The sequence below is a fragment of the Fulvivirga maritima genome (assembly GCF_021389955.1).
Lineage (GTDB): Bacteria > Bacteroidota > Bacteroidia > Cytophagales > Cyclobacteriaceae > Fulvivirga > Fulvivirga maritima.
This window is the reverse complement of record NZ_CP089980.1, coordinates 4,690,180-4,706,587: the sequence shown is the minus strand read 5'-3', so window position 1 is coordinate 4,706,587 and position 16,408 is coordinate 4,690,180. Positions and strand designations below refer to the sequence as shown.

Genomic DNA, 16,408 nt, shown 5'->3' with positions numbered 1-16,408 from the left:
ATTATTTCCGGTTTGTTAATTCCTTATAAGGTTTATAGTCAAGCACATAAACCATAGTAGGCTCTTGCTGAGAAAGACCTTCTCCATCTATCTGCTCCACATTTTGCACGAATAAACTGAGCATTTGGCAGTTTCTCCACAGCTCTGTATCATAAGTAGGTTCCCAATCTCCCAGGCTCTTATTCCATAAATCTACAGAAAACCATTCCCCTTTAGGAAACTCAGGATTAATATAAACAGAAGCCTTATTATCATTCGCCTGATCACGATAGATTAGCATAGCGAAAGGTACTCCATCATAATTGCCATATAAAATCTGAGGTCTGGAAATTGGTATTTTCTTAGTGCCACCGCCTCCTAAATCAAAGGCCTCGTTTCTGTTAGATATAACTGAGCTATGCCAACTTCCTCCTTCATCATATATCACTTGATATTGCTGTATTCCAGTATGGCTATCTTTAAAATAAGTCGCTACTATAGGATTTCCTTTTCCATCTACAGTCATAGAGGTCTGATTAATTAAGCCACTATTTTGAGGGATCTCATAAATTACCTCAGCACTTTCCTGGTTAATGGGTAACTGATATGCTTTTCCTGTAGAATTCTCCCAGGTCTTGCCTCCATCTTTAGAGCGGGCGTAGCACATATCATGATTAGTAGATACATCCCAAGTCTCTCTCCACACCCAAGAAAGGTGAATAACACCCTTGTCATCTACCACAGCCTGCCAATAAGCATTACGCTCATTTTCGCCATCTATGAGGTTTTTCTGTAGGGTTTCCCAACTTTTTTGCTGGAGATCATACCTTTTTAGCACCAGATCTCCACTGCCTGACTCTCCGTTTCTATACAAAAATGTTAAATCACCCGAAGGCATTTTGTAAAATTCAGGATAAGTAACATACTCTTCATCCTGCCCGGTCATGCTCACAGCCGCACCCAGATCTAATGATAAAGGCGCATTACTAATAGCATAATGCAATTTATTATTATGGTGATCCCAGGCTACATGCAAGTATCCCTCACCATCCACCATTATATTTATGGTATTATGTGCATCTTGTGCATTACCAAAATATTGTGTTTTTCGATAATCCCACTGTCTATTTCCGATCTTTCTCTTAGCCAACACTACAGATCGGTCATCGTCATAATAAGCGGCAAATTGATATTCGCCATATGTTACTAACGAGTTCTTTCTAAAAATAACCGTATTAACTGAATTTTTAGACCACGCTTTAGATATGCTTGAATAGCTGGTCTGAGCAAAGGATTGAAAAAAAGATAAAAAAAAGACAGTGAAAGCCAAATAAGATTTCATGCCCTTAAACTACCAAAAAAAGAAAAATCACACCCCATTAGAAGTGTGATTTTAATTATCTAATTATAGAAAAACTTAATTTACTCTATAGCTAAGCTCCTTTAGGCTTTCTAGTTCTTTAAGTTGCTCTCTCATTATTTCTTCCTGAGTTTTCTCCAAGGTAATGTCATAGGCTACTTTCAGCACTTTCACAGGCACCCCTTCATTGTTTAATATCGGACTGTACATTCCTTTAATCCAAACTTGAGATCCGCCTCTTCTTATTCTTTTAAACTCCCCGTTAAACGACTCACCCGCAGCCAGTTTCTTCCAAAACTCTCTGTAATCGTCTCCGGCTTTCTCTTCGGCGGTTACTAGTACACTATGATTCTTTCCTATTAGATCTTCCTTATTATAACCCATAAGTTTAAGGAAGTTCTGGTTGGCTCCTTTTATGGTACCATCTAAACTAAACTCTACTGTAGCCATGGTAACATTAATCACTCTAAGTTGCTCAGACATTTCATTGGCTATCCTGGCCATGTTTTTCTCCTGATTCTTCTCCTTAGTAATGTCATAAGCGTATTTCACTACTCTCTGAGGATTTCCGTTAACATCAAATACCGGACTATAAACACCTCTAATCCAAACTTCTTTACCGCTCTTAGTTATTCTTCTAAATTCACCACTAAAAGCCTCTCCTTTTGATAATCGTGACCAAAATCGGGCATATGACTTACCATTAACATTTTCATGACTTACCAGCATTCTATGATGATTACCTACTATTTCTTCTCTAGCGTAACCTACCAACTGAATAAAGTTGTCATTCGCCTCCCTAATAATACCATTCAAGTCAAATTCCACTGTAGCCAAAGTAGCATTTACCACTTTTATCTGCTCAGCCATCTCACTTGAAACTCTTTCCATCTCCTCTTGGGTAGCTTGTAACTCTTCCATGTTCTGCCTCATCTCTTCTTCCTGAGATCTAAGCATTTCAGATTGCTCACGGCTAGACTTTAATAAAGTACGAGTGGTTTCACTGTTTTTAGCCGCAGATATAGTAGAGGCAATGTTCTCCGCCACTTTCTCAATAAAGTCAATCTCATGACTTTCAAACTCTTTGAAAGAGGCGATTTCAATCACTCCATAAATCTCCTCATTAATCTTTAGAGGTACTATAATTACTTCTGTAGGTACTGCTGCTCCTATTCCAGAGGTAATATTCATATAGTCTTGAGGTACATCCTTCAAAAGTATTTTATCACCTTCTATCCAGCACTGACCAACAAGTCCCTCCTTAGGGTATATTTTCTTATCTACGAATTTCTTTCTCTCATAGGCATAAGATGCTTTTAACTCTAAGTACTCACCTCTATCCGGCCCTTCTACAACAAACAGAGCACCCTGATTAGCATGTAAATACCTTACCAAATTACTTATTATGTTATCAGACAGATCTTTCAGATTGTCACTATTTCTCAGCAACTCAGCAAACTTAGCAAGGCCTAAGTTAATCCAATTACGCTTTTCATCTTCCACCTTGTTAGCATACAGCTGATCTTTCATTTTTACCAATGTAGAGGCAAAAACATCTTCATTTTTCACTTCTAGAGACTTATTAAAATCACCAGAGGCTATTGAATCTACGAAATTAGTGAACTTTGTAATCCTTTCATTTTCGTTCTGAAGCTTCTCTTCATTAGCTTCTCTAGATACCTCACTTTTGTGCTCAACTCTATAGGTTAGTACGCTTAAAACACCTACTACCAAAAGAATGGTTACTATACATATTAATGACAGAAGCTTAAGGTCAGCTACCTCATTTTCGGTTTTCTGTTGAACTTTAGCCACTAAGTTTTCTAAATTGAGCTCTAGATTATCATAAGCCTCATTAAAATCTACACTTGCCTTAGCGTTCTTATTAACAATTCTCTTTTCAGCCAATACTCTTAATTTATTAACAGAGTTAATGCTATGATTAAGAATTTCATCTACCTCCTTATCCTCTAAAGCTGTAAAATCTCCTGACTTATTTTCTTGAGCGTTTTTGGCTTGATTTAGTATTTTATCTGATTGAGCGAACAAATCGAACACCTCTGACTTCAGATTTACAGCCTTATTTCCTGCCATATACTCCTCTAAATGTAAGTGGGCCTTAGTTATTGAGCTACCTACTTCCTCTCCTAACACCACATAGGGTGTGTACTCTTCATAGGTGCGTATTATTCTTTGTTGAACAAAAAACACCATAGCAGCTACCAAAACTCCGGCAAGCGCTATCGATGAAGTGATTAATACTGAAGTTTTTATTCTCATAATTTTTTCATTCAATTTCATAATCAGTGCAAAAAGTACCTCCTTCAGAAAAATTTATCAGAAACAGGAACACATAATATACTGATATTGAATAGCTTTCGGTTTTTTTCAACTCTTTACCAACCCAAATGGTTGTCATAATTAATATGGGTGGTAAAATGTTGTGATAAATAACACCGTATTTAACTATTTCATATAACACTTTGTTTATTATCAATTTCATGCCAAGCATAAAAAGTGGTCAAACATCGATTTTTAAGGGTTAAGGAATTAAAAATAAATCCTTAAGCAGGAAATTTTTCCATATAATGGATGTGCCTTTTATCAGTCTCAAATAACATTATCAAGCAACTTTTATATTTAAAGTGGGTTTATATTTCATTGTTTTGGTCACTTTCATAAATTCGCCCAACAAAAGTTTAAAAAATTAATTCTCATGTTTCCAAATATTACACCTACAAGTACAGAGGCCTGGAAGAAACTGGAAAAACATTTTTCAGAGATACAACAGGTACACATGAAAGACCTTTTCGGAGAAGATGCTGAAAGGTTCAAAAAGTTCAACTTGCAATTTGAGGACATTCTGTTTGATTTTTCAAAAAACAGAATTAATCAGGAAACATTTGATCTTTTAGTCTCCCTGGCCAAGGAAACAAAGCTACAGGAAGCGATTGATGGCATGTTTTCAGGTGAGCTGATTAATAAAACAGAAAAACGCGCAGTACTACATACAGCCCTACGTAACAGGTCTAACACTCCTATTAACGTAGACGGTGCTGATGTAATGCCTGATGTAAATAAAGTTTTAAAGCAAATAGAGACCTTTTCTAACGCTATAATTAGCGGTGAATGGAAAGGATATACAGGTAAAAATATTAATACCATTGTAAACATAGGTATTGGAGGTTCTGATTTAGGCCCGGTAATGGTTACAGAAGCTCTTAAACCTTATAAGAAAGAAAATATTAACACTTATTTTGTTTCTAATGTTGATGCTACTCATATAGCAGAAACTCTAAAAAAGGCAGATCCTGAAACTACTTTGTTTATGATCGCCTCTAAAACTTTTACTACTCAGGAAACCATGACTAATGCTCTCAGCGCCAGAGATTGGTTTTTAGAGAAAGCAAAAGAGACAGAACATGTAAAGAAACACTTTGTAGCTATTTCTACCAATGCTGAGGCTGTAGCCGAATTTGGTATAGATACTCAAAACATGTTTGAGTTCTGGGACTGGGTTGGCGGTAGATACTCTCTTTGGTCTGCCATAGGCTTATCTATAGCTTGTACTATCGGATATGAAAACTTCGAGGAGCTACTGGCCGGTGCTCATGCTATGGATAACCACTTTAAATCAACTCCTTTTGAAGAAAATATACCAGTAATTTTAGGCTTACTAGGCATTTGGTATAACAACTTCTTTGGAGCGCAATCTCACGCCTTACTTCCTTATGATCAATATATGCATCGATTTGCGGCTTACTTCCAGCAAGGAGATATGGAGAGTAACGGTAAGTCTGTAGATCGTAACGGCAAGCTGGTAGATTACCAAACAGGACCTATTATTTGGGGTGAGCCTGGCACTAATGGTCAGCATGCTTTTTATCAGCTAATTCACCAGGGCACTAAGCTTATTCCTTGCGACTTCTTGGCTCCTGCCATCAGTTATAATCCATTAGGTGATCATCATGACAAGCTAATGGCTAATTTCTTTGCTCAAACAGAGGCCTTGATGAACGGGAAAACCAAAGAAGAAGTATTAGCTGAACTAGGCAACTTAAGTGAAGAAGAAAAAGCTTTCTTACCTTCATTCAAAGAGTTTTCTGGTAACAGACCTACTAACTCATTCTTATTTAAGAAACTTACTCCTAAAACTTTAGGTAGCCTTATAGCCATGTATGAGCATAAAATCTTTGTTCAAGGTGTTATATGGAACATCTTTAGTTTTGATCAATGGGGTGTAGAATTAGGTAAGCAATTAGCTAAGAAAATTTTACCTGAACTGGAAGCTGACGGAGAAGTTACTTCTCATGACAGTTCTACCAATGGGTTAATTAATAAATATAAAGCTTTGAAAAAATAACAGTTTTGAAAAAGAAAAAAGGCCGTTTCTTACAATCAGAAACGGCCTTTTTTATACCTGAAGCATTCTACTCTTTTAGCTTCTTTATTTCATTTTCAAGCTCTTCTATTCGGGTGAGATATTCTTTCTCTTTTCTATTCATTTCTTCATTAGTAGCCTGCATCTCTTCCAGGTTTTGCCTTACCTCTTCCTCCATAGAAGCTAATTCACTGGTCTTGTTCTGAGTTTCGGCCAATAATAGTTTTGTTTTGGTAGCAGTAGTTAATGATGCTATAGAAGCAGCCAAATTTTCTGCAGTCTGAGTAAGGAACTCTTCTACCACTTTAGTAATCTCATTAAAACTCGCTATTTCCAATACGCCGAGTACATCATCATTATAAAGCAACGGCAATATAATGATATGGTTAGGATTAGCACTCCCAAGGCCAGATGTGATATTCACATAATTATCAGGCAAACCTTTCAGTAAAATAGACTTTCCCTCTAAAAACACCTGATCTACCATGCTATGTGATAGCTCTTCATCTATCTCCATTTTATGCTTTACATGCTTGTGCTGACCCCAGGCGTAGGCTCCTCTGAGCACCAAATACTGATGGTTACCTTCCTGTTCATGAATGTAAATGCCTGACTGGCATGCATCTGTATAACGGACAAGCTCTGGCAAAAATGCCTTACAAAGCCCTGTTATAGTATCTTGATTGGCCCTTATGATAGAGTTTAATAAATTATGACCTTGATTTATCCATGAGCGTTGTTTGTTCTCTTCAGCTGATGCTTTCAAGCTCTTTCTCATACCTAATAAAGCCTGACCTAGTACATCTTCTTCACTTAAGGCTTTAAATTCAACATCAAACTTATGCTCACCTATAGCTTCTGCAAACTTGGTGGTACTCTCATTGCCTGCAATTACCTGATTCAACGAATTATTAATAGTGCCTATCTCATCTTCCCTATCCATAGTAAGTGGTTCTACATCTTTACGCTGCGAAACCCGATGTAATTGCTCATTAATCACTAACAAAGGAGCCATTTGCCTATTCACGAATATTGATATCAGCGTGAGCAGTATCGCAAGAATTATGATAAGGCCACCAAATATTATATTTCTTAATTCATTCAAAGGAGCATCTATTAATTCAGCTTTAGGAACAGCTATGGCCAGGGTCATGTCAAAAGCATCATAATTTATAAAGTAATGCATCATGGCCTCATCTTCATTTTTGCTACCCCATTCGTTGGCCACCATCCCCTTCTTATCACGAGTCATTTTACCAAACCATTTTTCATTAGCCACTGATTCATTTTCTAAAAATGGATGGATAAGAAGCTCACCTTCATGAGTTATTGCATAAGGATAACCGGAAGTGAGATAATGTTTTTCATAAAATTTTTCCTTAAGATAGTTAAGATCCTTTTCCTTCACACCCACATAGAGTATACCTACTATTTCATTATTATACCTGATAGGCTCATAGGCTGTGAGATACCAATCATTAACAACAAAAGCTCTGCCCTTAAAGGTTCTGCCTTGCTCTACAGTCTGTATTACCGGTGAGTTTTGCGGAATATAAGTACCTACGGCTCTGGTACCATCCAGCTTACGTACGTTAGTAGATACCCGCAAATAACCTCCTTCAATTTTTTGAAATAGAGTTGCGGTTTGGCCGGTTAGGTTTTGGACTTTATCTACTATGTCAAAATCATTATAAAAAGGAATATCACCAGAGTAAAGCGAATAAATCTCCACCTCTTTCACCTCTTTAGTCTCCTGATTAGTAGCTTCTATGGATATCCCTACAGAGTCTCTTCTAAGCTCACCATTAAGCAATAACTGATCTCGTGCTACATCTAGGGCAAGATCTACCTGCAGCTGTTTTTCTTTGATCTGCAAATCCAAAAGATCTACCATATCCTGCAGATAGAGCTGCATCTGCTCATTACTGCTATTTAGAATATACGCTTTTTGGTTGCTGTAAAGTAAAAGGGAAACTATAAATAGGGTAACTGTCAAAATGATAGCATTGAACAGTACCATTTTGTGTCTCATCCTCTTTTTGAGGATTGTAAAAAGTTTTACCATGCGAAATCGCCTTAATTTTTAATCCATTACATAGACCACGAGCAATCGATCGTAGCATTGGTTTATGTTGATTATAAGGACGAGTTGGTAAATCCTTTTGTATTAATTTAAGAAACCATGTTGTGGTAACCTAACCCATACTGAGATAGGAAAATGGTAATATGAAAATAATTTATAAATTATACATTTGCAAACGATTGATATTGAAACAATAATATTTTTCGCTAAAACACTTTCAAAAGGTAAGTATATCCTGTTATTTCGTTCTCGAAATAAAACAGAACCATGCAAAACGGTAAGAAATATTTTGTCATAGATTTCGATAGCACTTTTACGCAGGTAGAGGCATTAGATGTATTGGCAGAGATAGCCCTGGAGGGAAGTCCAGAAAAGGACGAACGTGTACAAAAAATCAAAGACATCACCGATGAAGGGATGAGTGGCAGACTCACTTTCAGAGAGTCTTTAGAGCAGAGAGTAGCCATTTTAGGAGCCAACAAAAAGCATTTACCTCCATTGGTAGAAGCTTTGAAAAAGCTGGTTTCCAAGAGCTTTAAAAGGAATAAAGAGTTTTTAACCACCCAATCGGAAAATATTTTTATCATCTCTAATGGTTTCCGTGATTTCATAGTGCCTATTGTAACAAAATATGGTGTAAAAGCAGAAAATGTATTTGCTAATTCATTTGTATTTGATGACAAAGGAGATATTATTGGCTTTGATAAAGACAATGTGCTTTCTGTTAATAATGGAAAAGTAGAGCAACTTAAACAACTAGATCTGCACGGAGACGTTTATGTGATTGGAGACGGATATACCGATTATGAAATTAAGGCTTCCGGGCTGGCCAATAAGTTTTATGCTTTCACTGAAAATGTGGAAAGGGCTAGTGTACTGGCAAAAGCAGATCATATTACTCCTAGTTTAGACGAATTTTTATACTTGAACAAATTGAACACAGCTATATCATACCCTAAGAATAGAATTAATGTTCTTCTGTTGGAAAACATCCACCCAGAGGCCATCAGGCTGATGAAAGAAGAAGGATATAATGTAGAAGTTTACCCTGCCGGACTTGATGAAGACGAGCTTTGCGAAAAAATTAAGAACGTATCCATATTAGGTATCAGGTCTAAAACTCAGGTTACTGCCAGAGTACTGGAAAGTGCTAACCGTTTGATAGCCGTAGGTGCTTTCTGCATCGGCACTAACCAAATTGACTTGGAAGCATGCCTTAAAAAGGGTGTGGCAGTATTTAATGCTCCATTTAGCAATACCCGATCAGTGGTAGAGTTAGCCATAGCAGAAATTATTGTTCTGATGAGGCAGCTATTCGACCGTTCTACAAAAATGCATGACGGTCAGTGGGACAAATCAGCCAAAGGCAGCTATGAGATTAGAGGCAAGCATTTGGGTATTATTGGTTATGGAAATATTGGCGCGCAGCTTTCAGTATTAGCAGAATCTTTAGGGCTTATTGTTACTTACTATGACGTCACCGAAAAGCTGGCTTTAGGTAACGTTCGTAAAGCAGACTCACTGGAAGAATTGCTTAATAATTCTGACATTGTTACACTACACGTAGATGGCCGCCCTGAAAATAAAAACATGATTGGCGAACAGGAGTTTGACTGGATGAAAGATGATGTCATTTTCCTTAACTTAAGCCGTGGTCACGTGGTAGATATTGCTGCCCTTAAGAAAAACATTGAAAGTGGTAAAATTGCCGGAGCCGCAATTGACGTTTTCCCTGAAGAGCCTAAAAGTAATGACGATGAGTTTATTTCAGAACTACGCTCTTTACCAAACACTATTCTGAGCCCACACATTGGTGGTAGCACCATAGAAGCTCAGGAAAACATAGCCCAGTTTGTGCCTGGCAAAATCATGGAGTACATCAACACAGGGAGTACCTCTAACAGTGTTAACTTCCCTAACCTACAGCTGCCATCATTAGAAAATGCTCATCGCCTGATTCATATTCACCTGAATATGCCTGGCATATTAGCAAAAATCAATAAAGTGCTGGCAGATCATGATATCAACATTGTAGGTCAATACCTTAAAACCAATGAGACCATTGGCTATGTAATTACTGATATTGATAAGGCCTATGATCCGCATGTGATTGAAGCCTTAAAAGAAATAGAACATACTATTAAGTTTAGAGTACTTTATTAATAGTCTCCAAGCTTAAAATAATTATTAAATCCCCTCTTGTTAGGGGATTTTTTGTTTTAAATCAATTCCTCTATCAGCTTCTCAAATTCCTCTCCTTTTCCCAACACGGCTGCTTCTATATAGATTAGTTTTCCGTCTTTATTAATAAATATCGTGGTAGGATAATCCATAATACCTAGTTCATCAATAAAACTGGCTGCATTGGTCACTTGAGTAAATGTAAAAGGGTGCTTGGGTAGAAATTTCTCTACCTCTTCAGCTTTGCTAAAAGTAATGGCCACAAAATCCATCTGCTGTTTATACTTGGTTTGCAAATCGTTGAGAATAGGCATTTCCTTCACGCATGGGGCACATTGAGTAAACCAGAAGTTAATAAGCATGGGCCTTCCTCCTCCTGCTAATATAACTTTATCTCCTTTAAGGGTTGGAAATTCTTTGTTAGGAAATGAGGTGTTTAAATAATTAAATAAAGCCGCTTTAGAGCCACTATACAGGTACTTGTGCCCTTGCTTCACAGTGTACTTAAATTCCTGAATAATAGAATCAGAACTACTTACTCTATTATATAAATGAAAAACCACGCTGGTATTGCCCGTACTATCCTGATACTTTTTTTTGAGGTCCTTTCTGAATTGAAGGTATTCATCTTCGGTTAACACCTTATCCTTAATCAAATCTTTATAATAACCCTGGGGTTCAACCGATGCTGTTTCAGCTTCTTCATGTGCTGCTTGTTTATCATTGCAGCTTGCCATGACCAATAAAACAACGAGGGGCAGTATGTATTTCATGATTTCTTCTTTTTAGATGATTTAGCCTTTGGGTTATACTCAAGCACCAAATTTATCCAAAAATTAAAATCAACAATACGTTTATAGCCTTCTTCTGACACCCAAACATTACCTTTCATAGTTCTTTTACCATGAATCATGGGTCTGCAGCCGTTTCGATCCAGCGCAGATTCATATATCCTGATCTATGCGGCACAAAAGTAGAATAGGCCTATTATTTAAACTCCACCCCTTTCAAAATCAAGCCCGAAGCCGGGGCGATATAGCTAAATGATCCAAAATCAGGATCTTCGAGTGAGTTTTGTAGGTCTGCCAAAGTAATCTCTCCTTTACCCAGTAGGAATAAGGCTCCCATCATCAGCCGTACCTGATAACGCATAAAGCCCTCTCCTTTCACCCTGAAGATGTAGCTTTGCTCAGGGAAAAAATTGGCCGTATACAGCTCATTTTTAACTATTTCAGCTTCATCAATTACACGATCAAAAACAGTTACATCTGAAGGCTTGTAAGCATAATTCTTAAAATTATGAGCACCCTGAAAAAGTTTGGCTCCTTGCTTCATGATATCCAGGTCTAAATCCTGGATAATGTAGCTCATAAAAGGCGCCGCAAAAGGATGGTTTTTAGCTCCAAAGGAAAAAAGATAGAGATATTCCTTTTGTTTTGGAGTGTTGTATGATGTTGAAATTCTTATCTGTCTCCTCCATTTTTAGCGCCTTGATGTCGCTAGGCAAGTTCAAGTTGAGCTGTTCAAAAATGGATTCAATATCAATAGGCTCTCGGGTGAAAAGTTCAAAAACTCCTCCCTCTGCTGATACCATAGCATCAGTGCGGGAAGAGCCCAACGTACGATAGTTATCATGCCCCAGCACAAAGGTGAGTGTCTTTTCTATCATCCCCTGCACGGTCTTCACCTGCAATTGCTTTTGCCAGCCATGATAGCGAAAACCCAAAAACTGAAAATGAATGAGGTAATAAAATTTCTTCATTCCTTCAAAGGTAGAGTTTCTCGCTTATTACTTTCTACCAATCTATAGGGAAATAGTCTTTCAGAAACTGACCGCACCAGTGCTTTCCGGTGTTGATACCATCAAAAAACGGATCACAAACTCGGGCTGCTCCATCCACAATATCCAAAGGTGGCTGAAAGTCATGCTTATCCTGCTTTATTTTAGCTAACTCAGCAGGATCTTCATCTGTAACCCAGCCAGTATCTACCGCATTCATAAATATACCTTCCTTGCCTAAATCACCTGCTGCCGTGTGGGTAAGCATGTTTAATGCCGCCTTGGCCATATTGGTGTGCGGATGACGGCTTTCCTTTTTAAATCGGTAAAACTTACCTTCCATGGCAGTTACATTCACCACGTGCTTCTTCCCTGTATGATCTCTCTGCATCAGATCAATCAAACGATTACAAAGCACAAAAGGAGCTATTGAATTCACCAGCTGTACTTCAAGCATCTCATGCGTGTGTACTTCCCCAAGCTTCAACCTCCAGCTATTGGTTTTTCTCAAGTCTACCTGTTGTAAGTCAGCATCTAGCTTTCCTTCTGGGAAAACTTCTGCCGCTTCCAGAGAGTTATCAAATTTATAAGGCACTTGCGAAAGCTGCGCTGACGCTCTTATTCCTATTCCCGGCTCCTGACTGTTCCAGGTCATGGGCATCTGTCCCATTTTACTTTCCTTACCGCTATCTATAAGATGATGCAACAAATCTTCATGATCTTGAAGCAGCATCTGCACATCATGGTTATGATTATGAAATGGCAATCGCTCATTTTCCATTAAATGCGCATAAAAACCAGCTGGCCTTCGCACCGTTTGAGCAGCATTATTTATTAAAATATCCAAACGATCATATTGCTGCTCTATATAGCTCGCAAAAAGCTCTACGCTAGGAATATGCCTTAAATCTAAACCATGAATTTTCAAGCGGTGGCCCCATTCAGAAAAATCTTCTTCTTTAGCAAACCTTATTGCAGAATCGGCCGGAAAACGAGTGGTAGCAATCACTGTTGCCCCTGCCCTGAGCATCATCAAAGTGGCCTGATATCCAATTTTTAAACGAGAGCCTGTTATTAAAGCTACCTGACCGGTAAGGTCAGCGGTTTGAAATCTCTTAGCATAATTAAGATCCCCACATTCCTGACACATAGAATCATAAAAATGATGAAGCACAGTATATTCTTTCTTACACACATAGCAATTTCTGGGCGAACTCATGGTCTTCCCCTCCTTTTGCGTATGACCTTCAAGTAGTTTCGGCGCAGTAAATACTACCGCTTCTCTGGCACTTCTAATACCAGTAGTAGCTCTTGCCTCCTTATCCTGCTGTCTTATTACCTCCTTCTGAGTCTTTCTCTTTACCCTATTTCTCTTTCTAATTTCATCTCGGTCAGGCCTGGAAAGTTTACCTGCCAGCGTAATGAGTTCTATCTTTTTTTCTTCAGGTAAAAGAACGAGCTGCTCTCTGTCTGACACCAACAATTTCAGGGTGTCAATACATTGCTCTATATCTTTTTCTCTTAGCGTCTTATCAGACTCCATCTTTTGATCCATAATCATTCAAAATAACGCACGAATATAAGCTTTACTTTATTGCAAAGACCTTCTTGTTAACCTAATATTTTCTACTACTCCTATTAGCTTTAAAGATTTCATAAAAAATAGCCCGTTTATTTTACAAAATCACAAAAATTCTAATACTTTTATCCCTTGCTAAGGAGCATCAATTTCTTAAAAAAATGTATGGACGAAGTAAGGTTTATTAAGTGTACTTTAAACGAGTTGGATCAACTGTTAGAAATATCTAAAGCCACGTATTTTGAGGCTTTTTTAGCAGGTGAATCTTCCGATAATGTAAAAGAGTATGTAAAGAATGCTTTTAGTGAAGATCGACTGTGGAAAGAGCTAAACAACCCCTTTTCTGAATTTTATCTGGCCGAATATGGCGGTGAAGTGATCGGCTACCTCAAATTAAACTATAAAGATGCTCAGCAACGGTATCAGGAACGAAACAGCATAGAGCTGCAGCGTATCTACACCTTAGGCAAAGTGCTAGGGAAAGGCTTTGGGCAAGTGCTCCTGAACCAAGCAATAAAAATTGCGCGCGAGCAACATAGCCAGTTTTTATGGTTAGGTGTATGGGATCAAAACCCCAGGGCTATTCATTTCTATGAAAAAAATGGATTTGATAAAATGGGAAAAATGGATTTCTTTATGGGCGAAGAGAAATATACTGATGTAGTAATGATGCTTGAACTTTAAGCCTGAATTCTAATCATTACTCTCCAGGCTAATCTAAAAACAGGTACGAGTAATTCCATTCGTACCAAAAACCCTACTATTAAGATACAAATACCACACTTACCGAAGGGCTTATATTCCTAATTTTGGTATCATAAATAACCAAACTCATGAATATACGCTACTATATAAAATCTATCTTCATTCTCCTGATAGCCTTATGCTCCATTTCCGCTTCTGGACAGACGATGCTGAGCAGAATTAGTGTAAGCGGCAATCATTTTGTAAATGAACAAGGCCAGACCATAGTATTCCGTGGTCTCAATACCAGTGATCCTAATAAACTCAAAAAAGAAGGCCATTGGAATAAAGAGTATTTCGATGAAATGGCTCATTGGGGTGCCAACATAGTTCGGTTCCCTGTCCACCCACAGGATTGGAGAGAAAGGGGCTCAGCCGATTATTTAAAATTACTTGATGAGGGAGTAAAATGGGCTTCAGAGTTAAACATGCATGTAATTATAGACTGGCACAGCATAGGTAATTTAAAAGAAGAAATATTTCACATGCCTTCTTATAGAACCTCTATTAAAGAAACTACCGAATTTTGGGATACCATTTCAAAACACTTCAAAGGCAATACCACCGTAGCCTTTTTTGAGCTGTTTAACGAGCCCACCACCAGAGAAGGTGAATACGGTAATATAACCTGGTTAGAATGGAAAAGCATAATGGAGGATTTAATTGCTGTAGTAAGAAAAAATGAAAATACCTCTATTCCATTAATTGCAGGCTTCAATTGGGCATATGACCTTACGGAAGTAGCTTCTTCACCTATTGATGCCCCAGACGTAGCCTATGTAAGCCACCCCTACCCTCAAAAAAGAGAGATCCCCTGGCCTGCAAAATGGACTGCTGATTGGGGTTTTGTTAAGGATAAGTACCCTGTAGTACTCACTGAAGTGGGTTTTTGCGGTCCCCATGACAGAGGAGCTCATGTACCTGTAATCGGAGATGATTCTTATGGCAAAGTACTAGATAATTATTGTGATGATAAAGGCATATCGTACGTAGTCTGGGTGTTCGACCCTCAATGGTCTCCCATGCTTTTTTCTGATTGGTCATTTAAGCCTACCACTCAGGGTAAGTACTTCAAGCAATCATTGCAAGAACATGCAATGAAAACAAAAGCCAACCGGTAAGTTATTTAAAGATTAAATATTCCTCAAAGAAATAATAAAGGCTTAATTTCTTTTTTAGCGATGCATAATTGCCAAAATATAGCTTTGCAAGCATTAAATCTTATAAAAAAGTTTTGTTTAGGTTAAACAAAAAGACCAGCCTAGCTGGTCTTTTTTTATGCATCTGATTTTTAGTTAACAAAGGTTATAATACTTTTGCACCCCTTCAATATAAAAAGACGATGCACATAGCTATTTGCGGAAATATAGGTTGCGGTAAAACCACACTTGCTAAAATGCTTTCTAAACATTATAAATGGCAAGCAGAATTAGAATCAGTAGATAATAACCCCTACCTGTCAGACTTTTATGAAGACATGCCACGCTGGGCCTTCCATCTGCAAATATATTTTCTTAACAGCCGTTTTAACCAGATCAAACGCATCAGAAGAAACAGCAAAACCACCATTCAGGATCGTACCATATATGAAGATGCCTACATATTTGCGGCTAACCTCTATAAGTCTAACTACCTGAATGACCGCGACTACCAGAGTTATCTCGCTCTGTTTGAGTCTATGATAGAACATGTGCAAGCTCCTGACTTACTCATATACCTCAAGGCCGATATTCCTAAACTGGTAAGCCAAATTGAAAAAAGAGGAAGAGATTATGAAAATGCTATCCGCCTGGATTATTTAAAAAACCTCAATCAACATTACAAGGAGTGGATAGAGAATTATCAAGATGGAAAACTATTGGTCATAGACGTCAACAACATGGACTATGTGGCCAATTCTGAAGATTTCGCCTACATCGTAAATAAAATTGATGTGGAGCTTCATGGGCTTTTCAGCCAATAACTTCTAGAACCACATAAAAAACAGCCTGAAACATTACATTATAAAAACACTAAAAAGCTAATTTTAATTTTTTAGTTCTATATAATATAATTTTTATCTAAAATTGGTTACCCTTGTATTTGAAAGAGAATGAAAAGGGAGAGACATTAATGTAATGTATTCTTAAAATTTTAACTTATCTTACTGCGAGTAGGTTAAACTTTTAAGCTTCTTTTTTCTGTGAAAATTCTGACTTCTATTCCTATATTTGAATTATACAGTTAAAAAAAATTCTTATTTAAAGGAAATGAAAAATAATTTAAGAAATTAGAAAACAAGTCTGATTTATCTGTGGTTGGTCATATTATTAGTTACTGAA

General features: G+C 37.6%; 12 protein-coding genes. 5 read left to right on the top strand and 7 right to left on the bottom strand.

Annotated features, from left to right (window positions below; genetic code table 11):
* Position 1: 1 nt before the first annotated feature.
* Both LVD15_RS19815 and LVD15_RS19810 read right to left on the bottom strand, forming a co-directional pair.
* Positions 2 to 1,321, bottom strand: a complete 1,320-nt coding sequence (locus LVD15_RS19815) for a BNR repeat-containing protein (RefSeq protein ID WP_233776947.1) — start codon at positions 1,319 to 1,321, stop codon at positions 2 to 4.
* 75 nt (positions 1,322 to 1,396) lie between these two features.
* On the bottom strand, positions 1,397 to 3,619 hold the full coding sequence (locus LVD15_RS19810) for a GAF and PAS domain-containing protein (protein ID WP_233776946.1): 2,223 nt from the start codon (positions 3,617 to 3,619) through the stop codon (positions 1,397 to 1,399).
* Positions 3,620 to 4,055: 436 nt separating this feature from the next.
* Between LVD15_RS19810 and pgi the strand changes: the two genes are divergently transcribed.
* The gene (gene pgi / locus LVD15_RS19805; protein WP_233776945.1) at positions 4,056 to 5,702 is read left to right on the top strand and encodes a glucose-6-phosphate isomerase; all 1,647 of its coding nucleotides are present in this window, start codon (positions 4,056 to 4,058) and stop codon (positions 5,700 to 5,702) included.
* Positions 5,703 to 5,769: 67 nt separating this feature from the next.
* Here pgi and LVD15_RS19800 read toward each other — a convergent pair whose 3' ends face one another.
* Entirely contained in the window at positions 5,770 to 7,752 is a 1,983-nt protein-coding gene (locus LVD15_RS19800; RefSeq protein ID WP_233776944.1) for a Cache 3/Cache 2 fusion domain-containing protein, read from the bottom strand.
* Between the two features lie 318 nt (positions 7,753 to 8,070).
* Here LVD15_RS19800 and serA point away from each other — a divergent pair, with 318 nt between their 5' ends.
* Positions 8,071 to 9,966 carry a phosphoglycerate dehydrogenase gene (gene serA / locus LVD15_RS19795; RefSeq protein WP_233776943.1) on the top strand — a complete coding sequence of 632 codons (1,896 nt, stop codon included), beginning with the start codon at positions 8,071 to 8,073 and terminating at the stop codon, positions 9,964 to 9,966.
* 56 nt (positions 9,967 to 10,022) lie between these two features.
* On the opposite strand, the gene LVD15_RS19790 is transcribed toward serA, so the two are convergent.
* The 4 genes from LVD15_RS19790 to LVD15_RS19775 all read right to left on the bottom strand — a co-directional run bounded on the left by LVD15_RS19790 (position 10,023) and on the right by LVD15_RS19775 (position 13,319).
* The gene (locus LVD15_RS19790; RefSeq protein ID WP_233776942.1) at positions 10,023 to 10,757 is read right to left on the bottom strand and encodes a TlpA family protein disulfide reductase; all 735 of its coding nucleotides are present in this window, start codon (positions 10,755 to 10,757) and stop codon (positions 10,023 to 10,025) included.
* A 214-nt stretch (positions 10,758 to 10,971) separates the two neighbouring features.
* Positions 10,972 to 11,355, bottom strand: coding sequence for a tRNA pseudouridine synthase A (locus LVD15_RS19785; protein WP_233776941.1), 384 nt, complete (start codon positions 11,353 to 11,355; stop codon positions 10,972 to 10,974).
* A 25-nt stretch (positions 11,356 to 11,380) separates the two neighbouring features.
* Positions 11,381 to 11,746, bottom strand: a complete 366-nt coding sequence (locus LVD15_RS19780; protein ID WP_233776940.1) for a tRNA pseudouridine synthase A — start codon at positions 11,744 to 11,746, stop codon at positions 11,381 to 11,383.
* Positions 11,747 to 11,780: 34 nt separating this feature from the next.
* Complete coding sequence (locus LVD15_RS19775; protein WP_233776939.1) at positions 11,781 to 13,319, bottom strand: SDR family NAD(P)-dependent oxidoreductase; 1,539 nt, start codon at positions 13,317 to 13,319, stop codon at positions 11,781 to 11,783.
* Positions 13,320 to 13,508: 189 nt separating this feature from the next.
* Between LVD15_RS19775 and LVD15_RS19770 the strand changes: the two genes are divergently transcribed.
* From LVD15_RS19770 to LVD15_RS19760, 3 genes are all read left to right on the top strand, one after another.
* The gene (locus LVD15_RS19770; protein ID WP_233776938.1) at positions 13,509 to 14,027 is read left to right on the top strand and encodes a GNAT family N-acetyltransferase; all 519 of its coding nucleotides are present in this window, start codon (positions 13,509 to 13,511) and stop codon (positions 14,025 to 14,027) included.
* 149 nt (positions 14,028 to 14,176) lie between these two features.
* Positions 14,177 to 15,208: a glycoside hydrolase family 5 protein gene (locus LVD15_RS19765; protein ID WP_233776937.1), complete on the top strand. Its 1,032-nt coding sequence runs from the start codon at positions 14,177 to 14,179 to the stop codon at positions 15,206 to 15,208.
* Between the two features lie 221 nt (positions 15,209 to 15,429).
* Positions 15,430 to 16,050, top strand: a complete 621-nt coding sequence (locus tag LVD15_RS19760) for a deoxynucleoside kinase (protein WP_233776936.1) — start codon at positions 15,430 to 15,432, stop codon at positions 16,048 to 16,050.
* Positions 16,051 to 16,408 lie beyond the last annotated feature (358 nt).

Excerpts from the sequence above, each read along its gene's own strand:
- LVD15_RS19815 (WP_233776947.1), bottom strand. The coding sequence starts at position 1,321 with ATGAAATCTTATTTGGCTTTCACTGTCTTTTTTTTATCTTTTTTTCAA.
- LVD15_RS19810 (WP_233776946.1), bottom strand. The coding sequence starts at position 3,619 with ATGAGAATAAAAACTTCAGTATTAATCACTTCATCGATAGCGCTTGCC.
- pgi (WP_233776945.1), top strand. The coding sequence starts at position 4,056 with ATGTTTCCAAATATTACACCTACAAGTACAGAGGCCTGGAAGAAACTG.
- LVD15_RS19800 (WP_233776944.1), bottom strand. The coding sequence starts at position 7,752 with ATGAGACACAAAATGGTACTGTTCAATGCTATCATTTTGACAGTTACC.
- serA (WP_233776943.1), top strand. The coding sequence starts at position 8,071 with ATGCAAAACGGTAAGAAATATTTTGTCATAGATTTCGATAGCACTTTT.
- LVD15_RS19790 (WP_233776942.1), bottom strand. The coding sequence starts at position 10,757 with ATGAAATACATACTGCCCCTCGTTGTTTTATTGGTCATGGCAAGCTGC.
- LVD15_RS19785 (WP_233776941.1), bottom strand. The coding sequence starts at position 11,355 with ATGAGCTACATTATCCAGGATTTAGACCTGGATATCATGAAGCAAGGA.
- LVD15_RS19780 (WP_233776940.1), bottom strand. The coding sequence starts at position 11,746 with ATGAAGAAATTTTATTACCTCATTCATTTTCAGTTTTTGGGTTTTCGC.
- LVD15_RS19775 (WP_233776939.1), bottom strand. The coding sequence starts at position 13,319 with ATGGATCAAAAGATGGAGTCTGATAAGACGCTAAGAGAAAAAGATATA.
- LVD15_RS19770 (WP_233776938.1), top strand. The coding sequence starts at position 13,509 with ATGGACGAAGTAAGGTTTATTAAGTGTACTTTAAACGAGTTGGATCAA.
- LVD15_RS19765 (WP_233776937.1), top strand. The coding sequence starts at position 14,177 with ATGAATATACGCTACTATATAAAATCTATCTTCATTCTCCTGATAGCC.
- LVD15_RS19760 (WP_233776936.1), top strand. The coding sequence starts at position 15,430 with ATGCACATAGCTATTTGCGGAAATATAGGTTGCGGTAAAACCACACTT.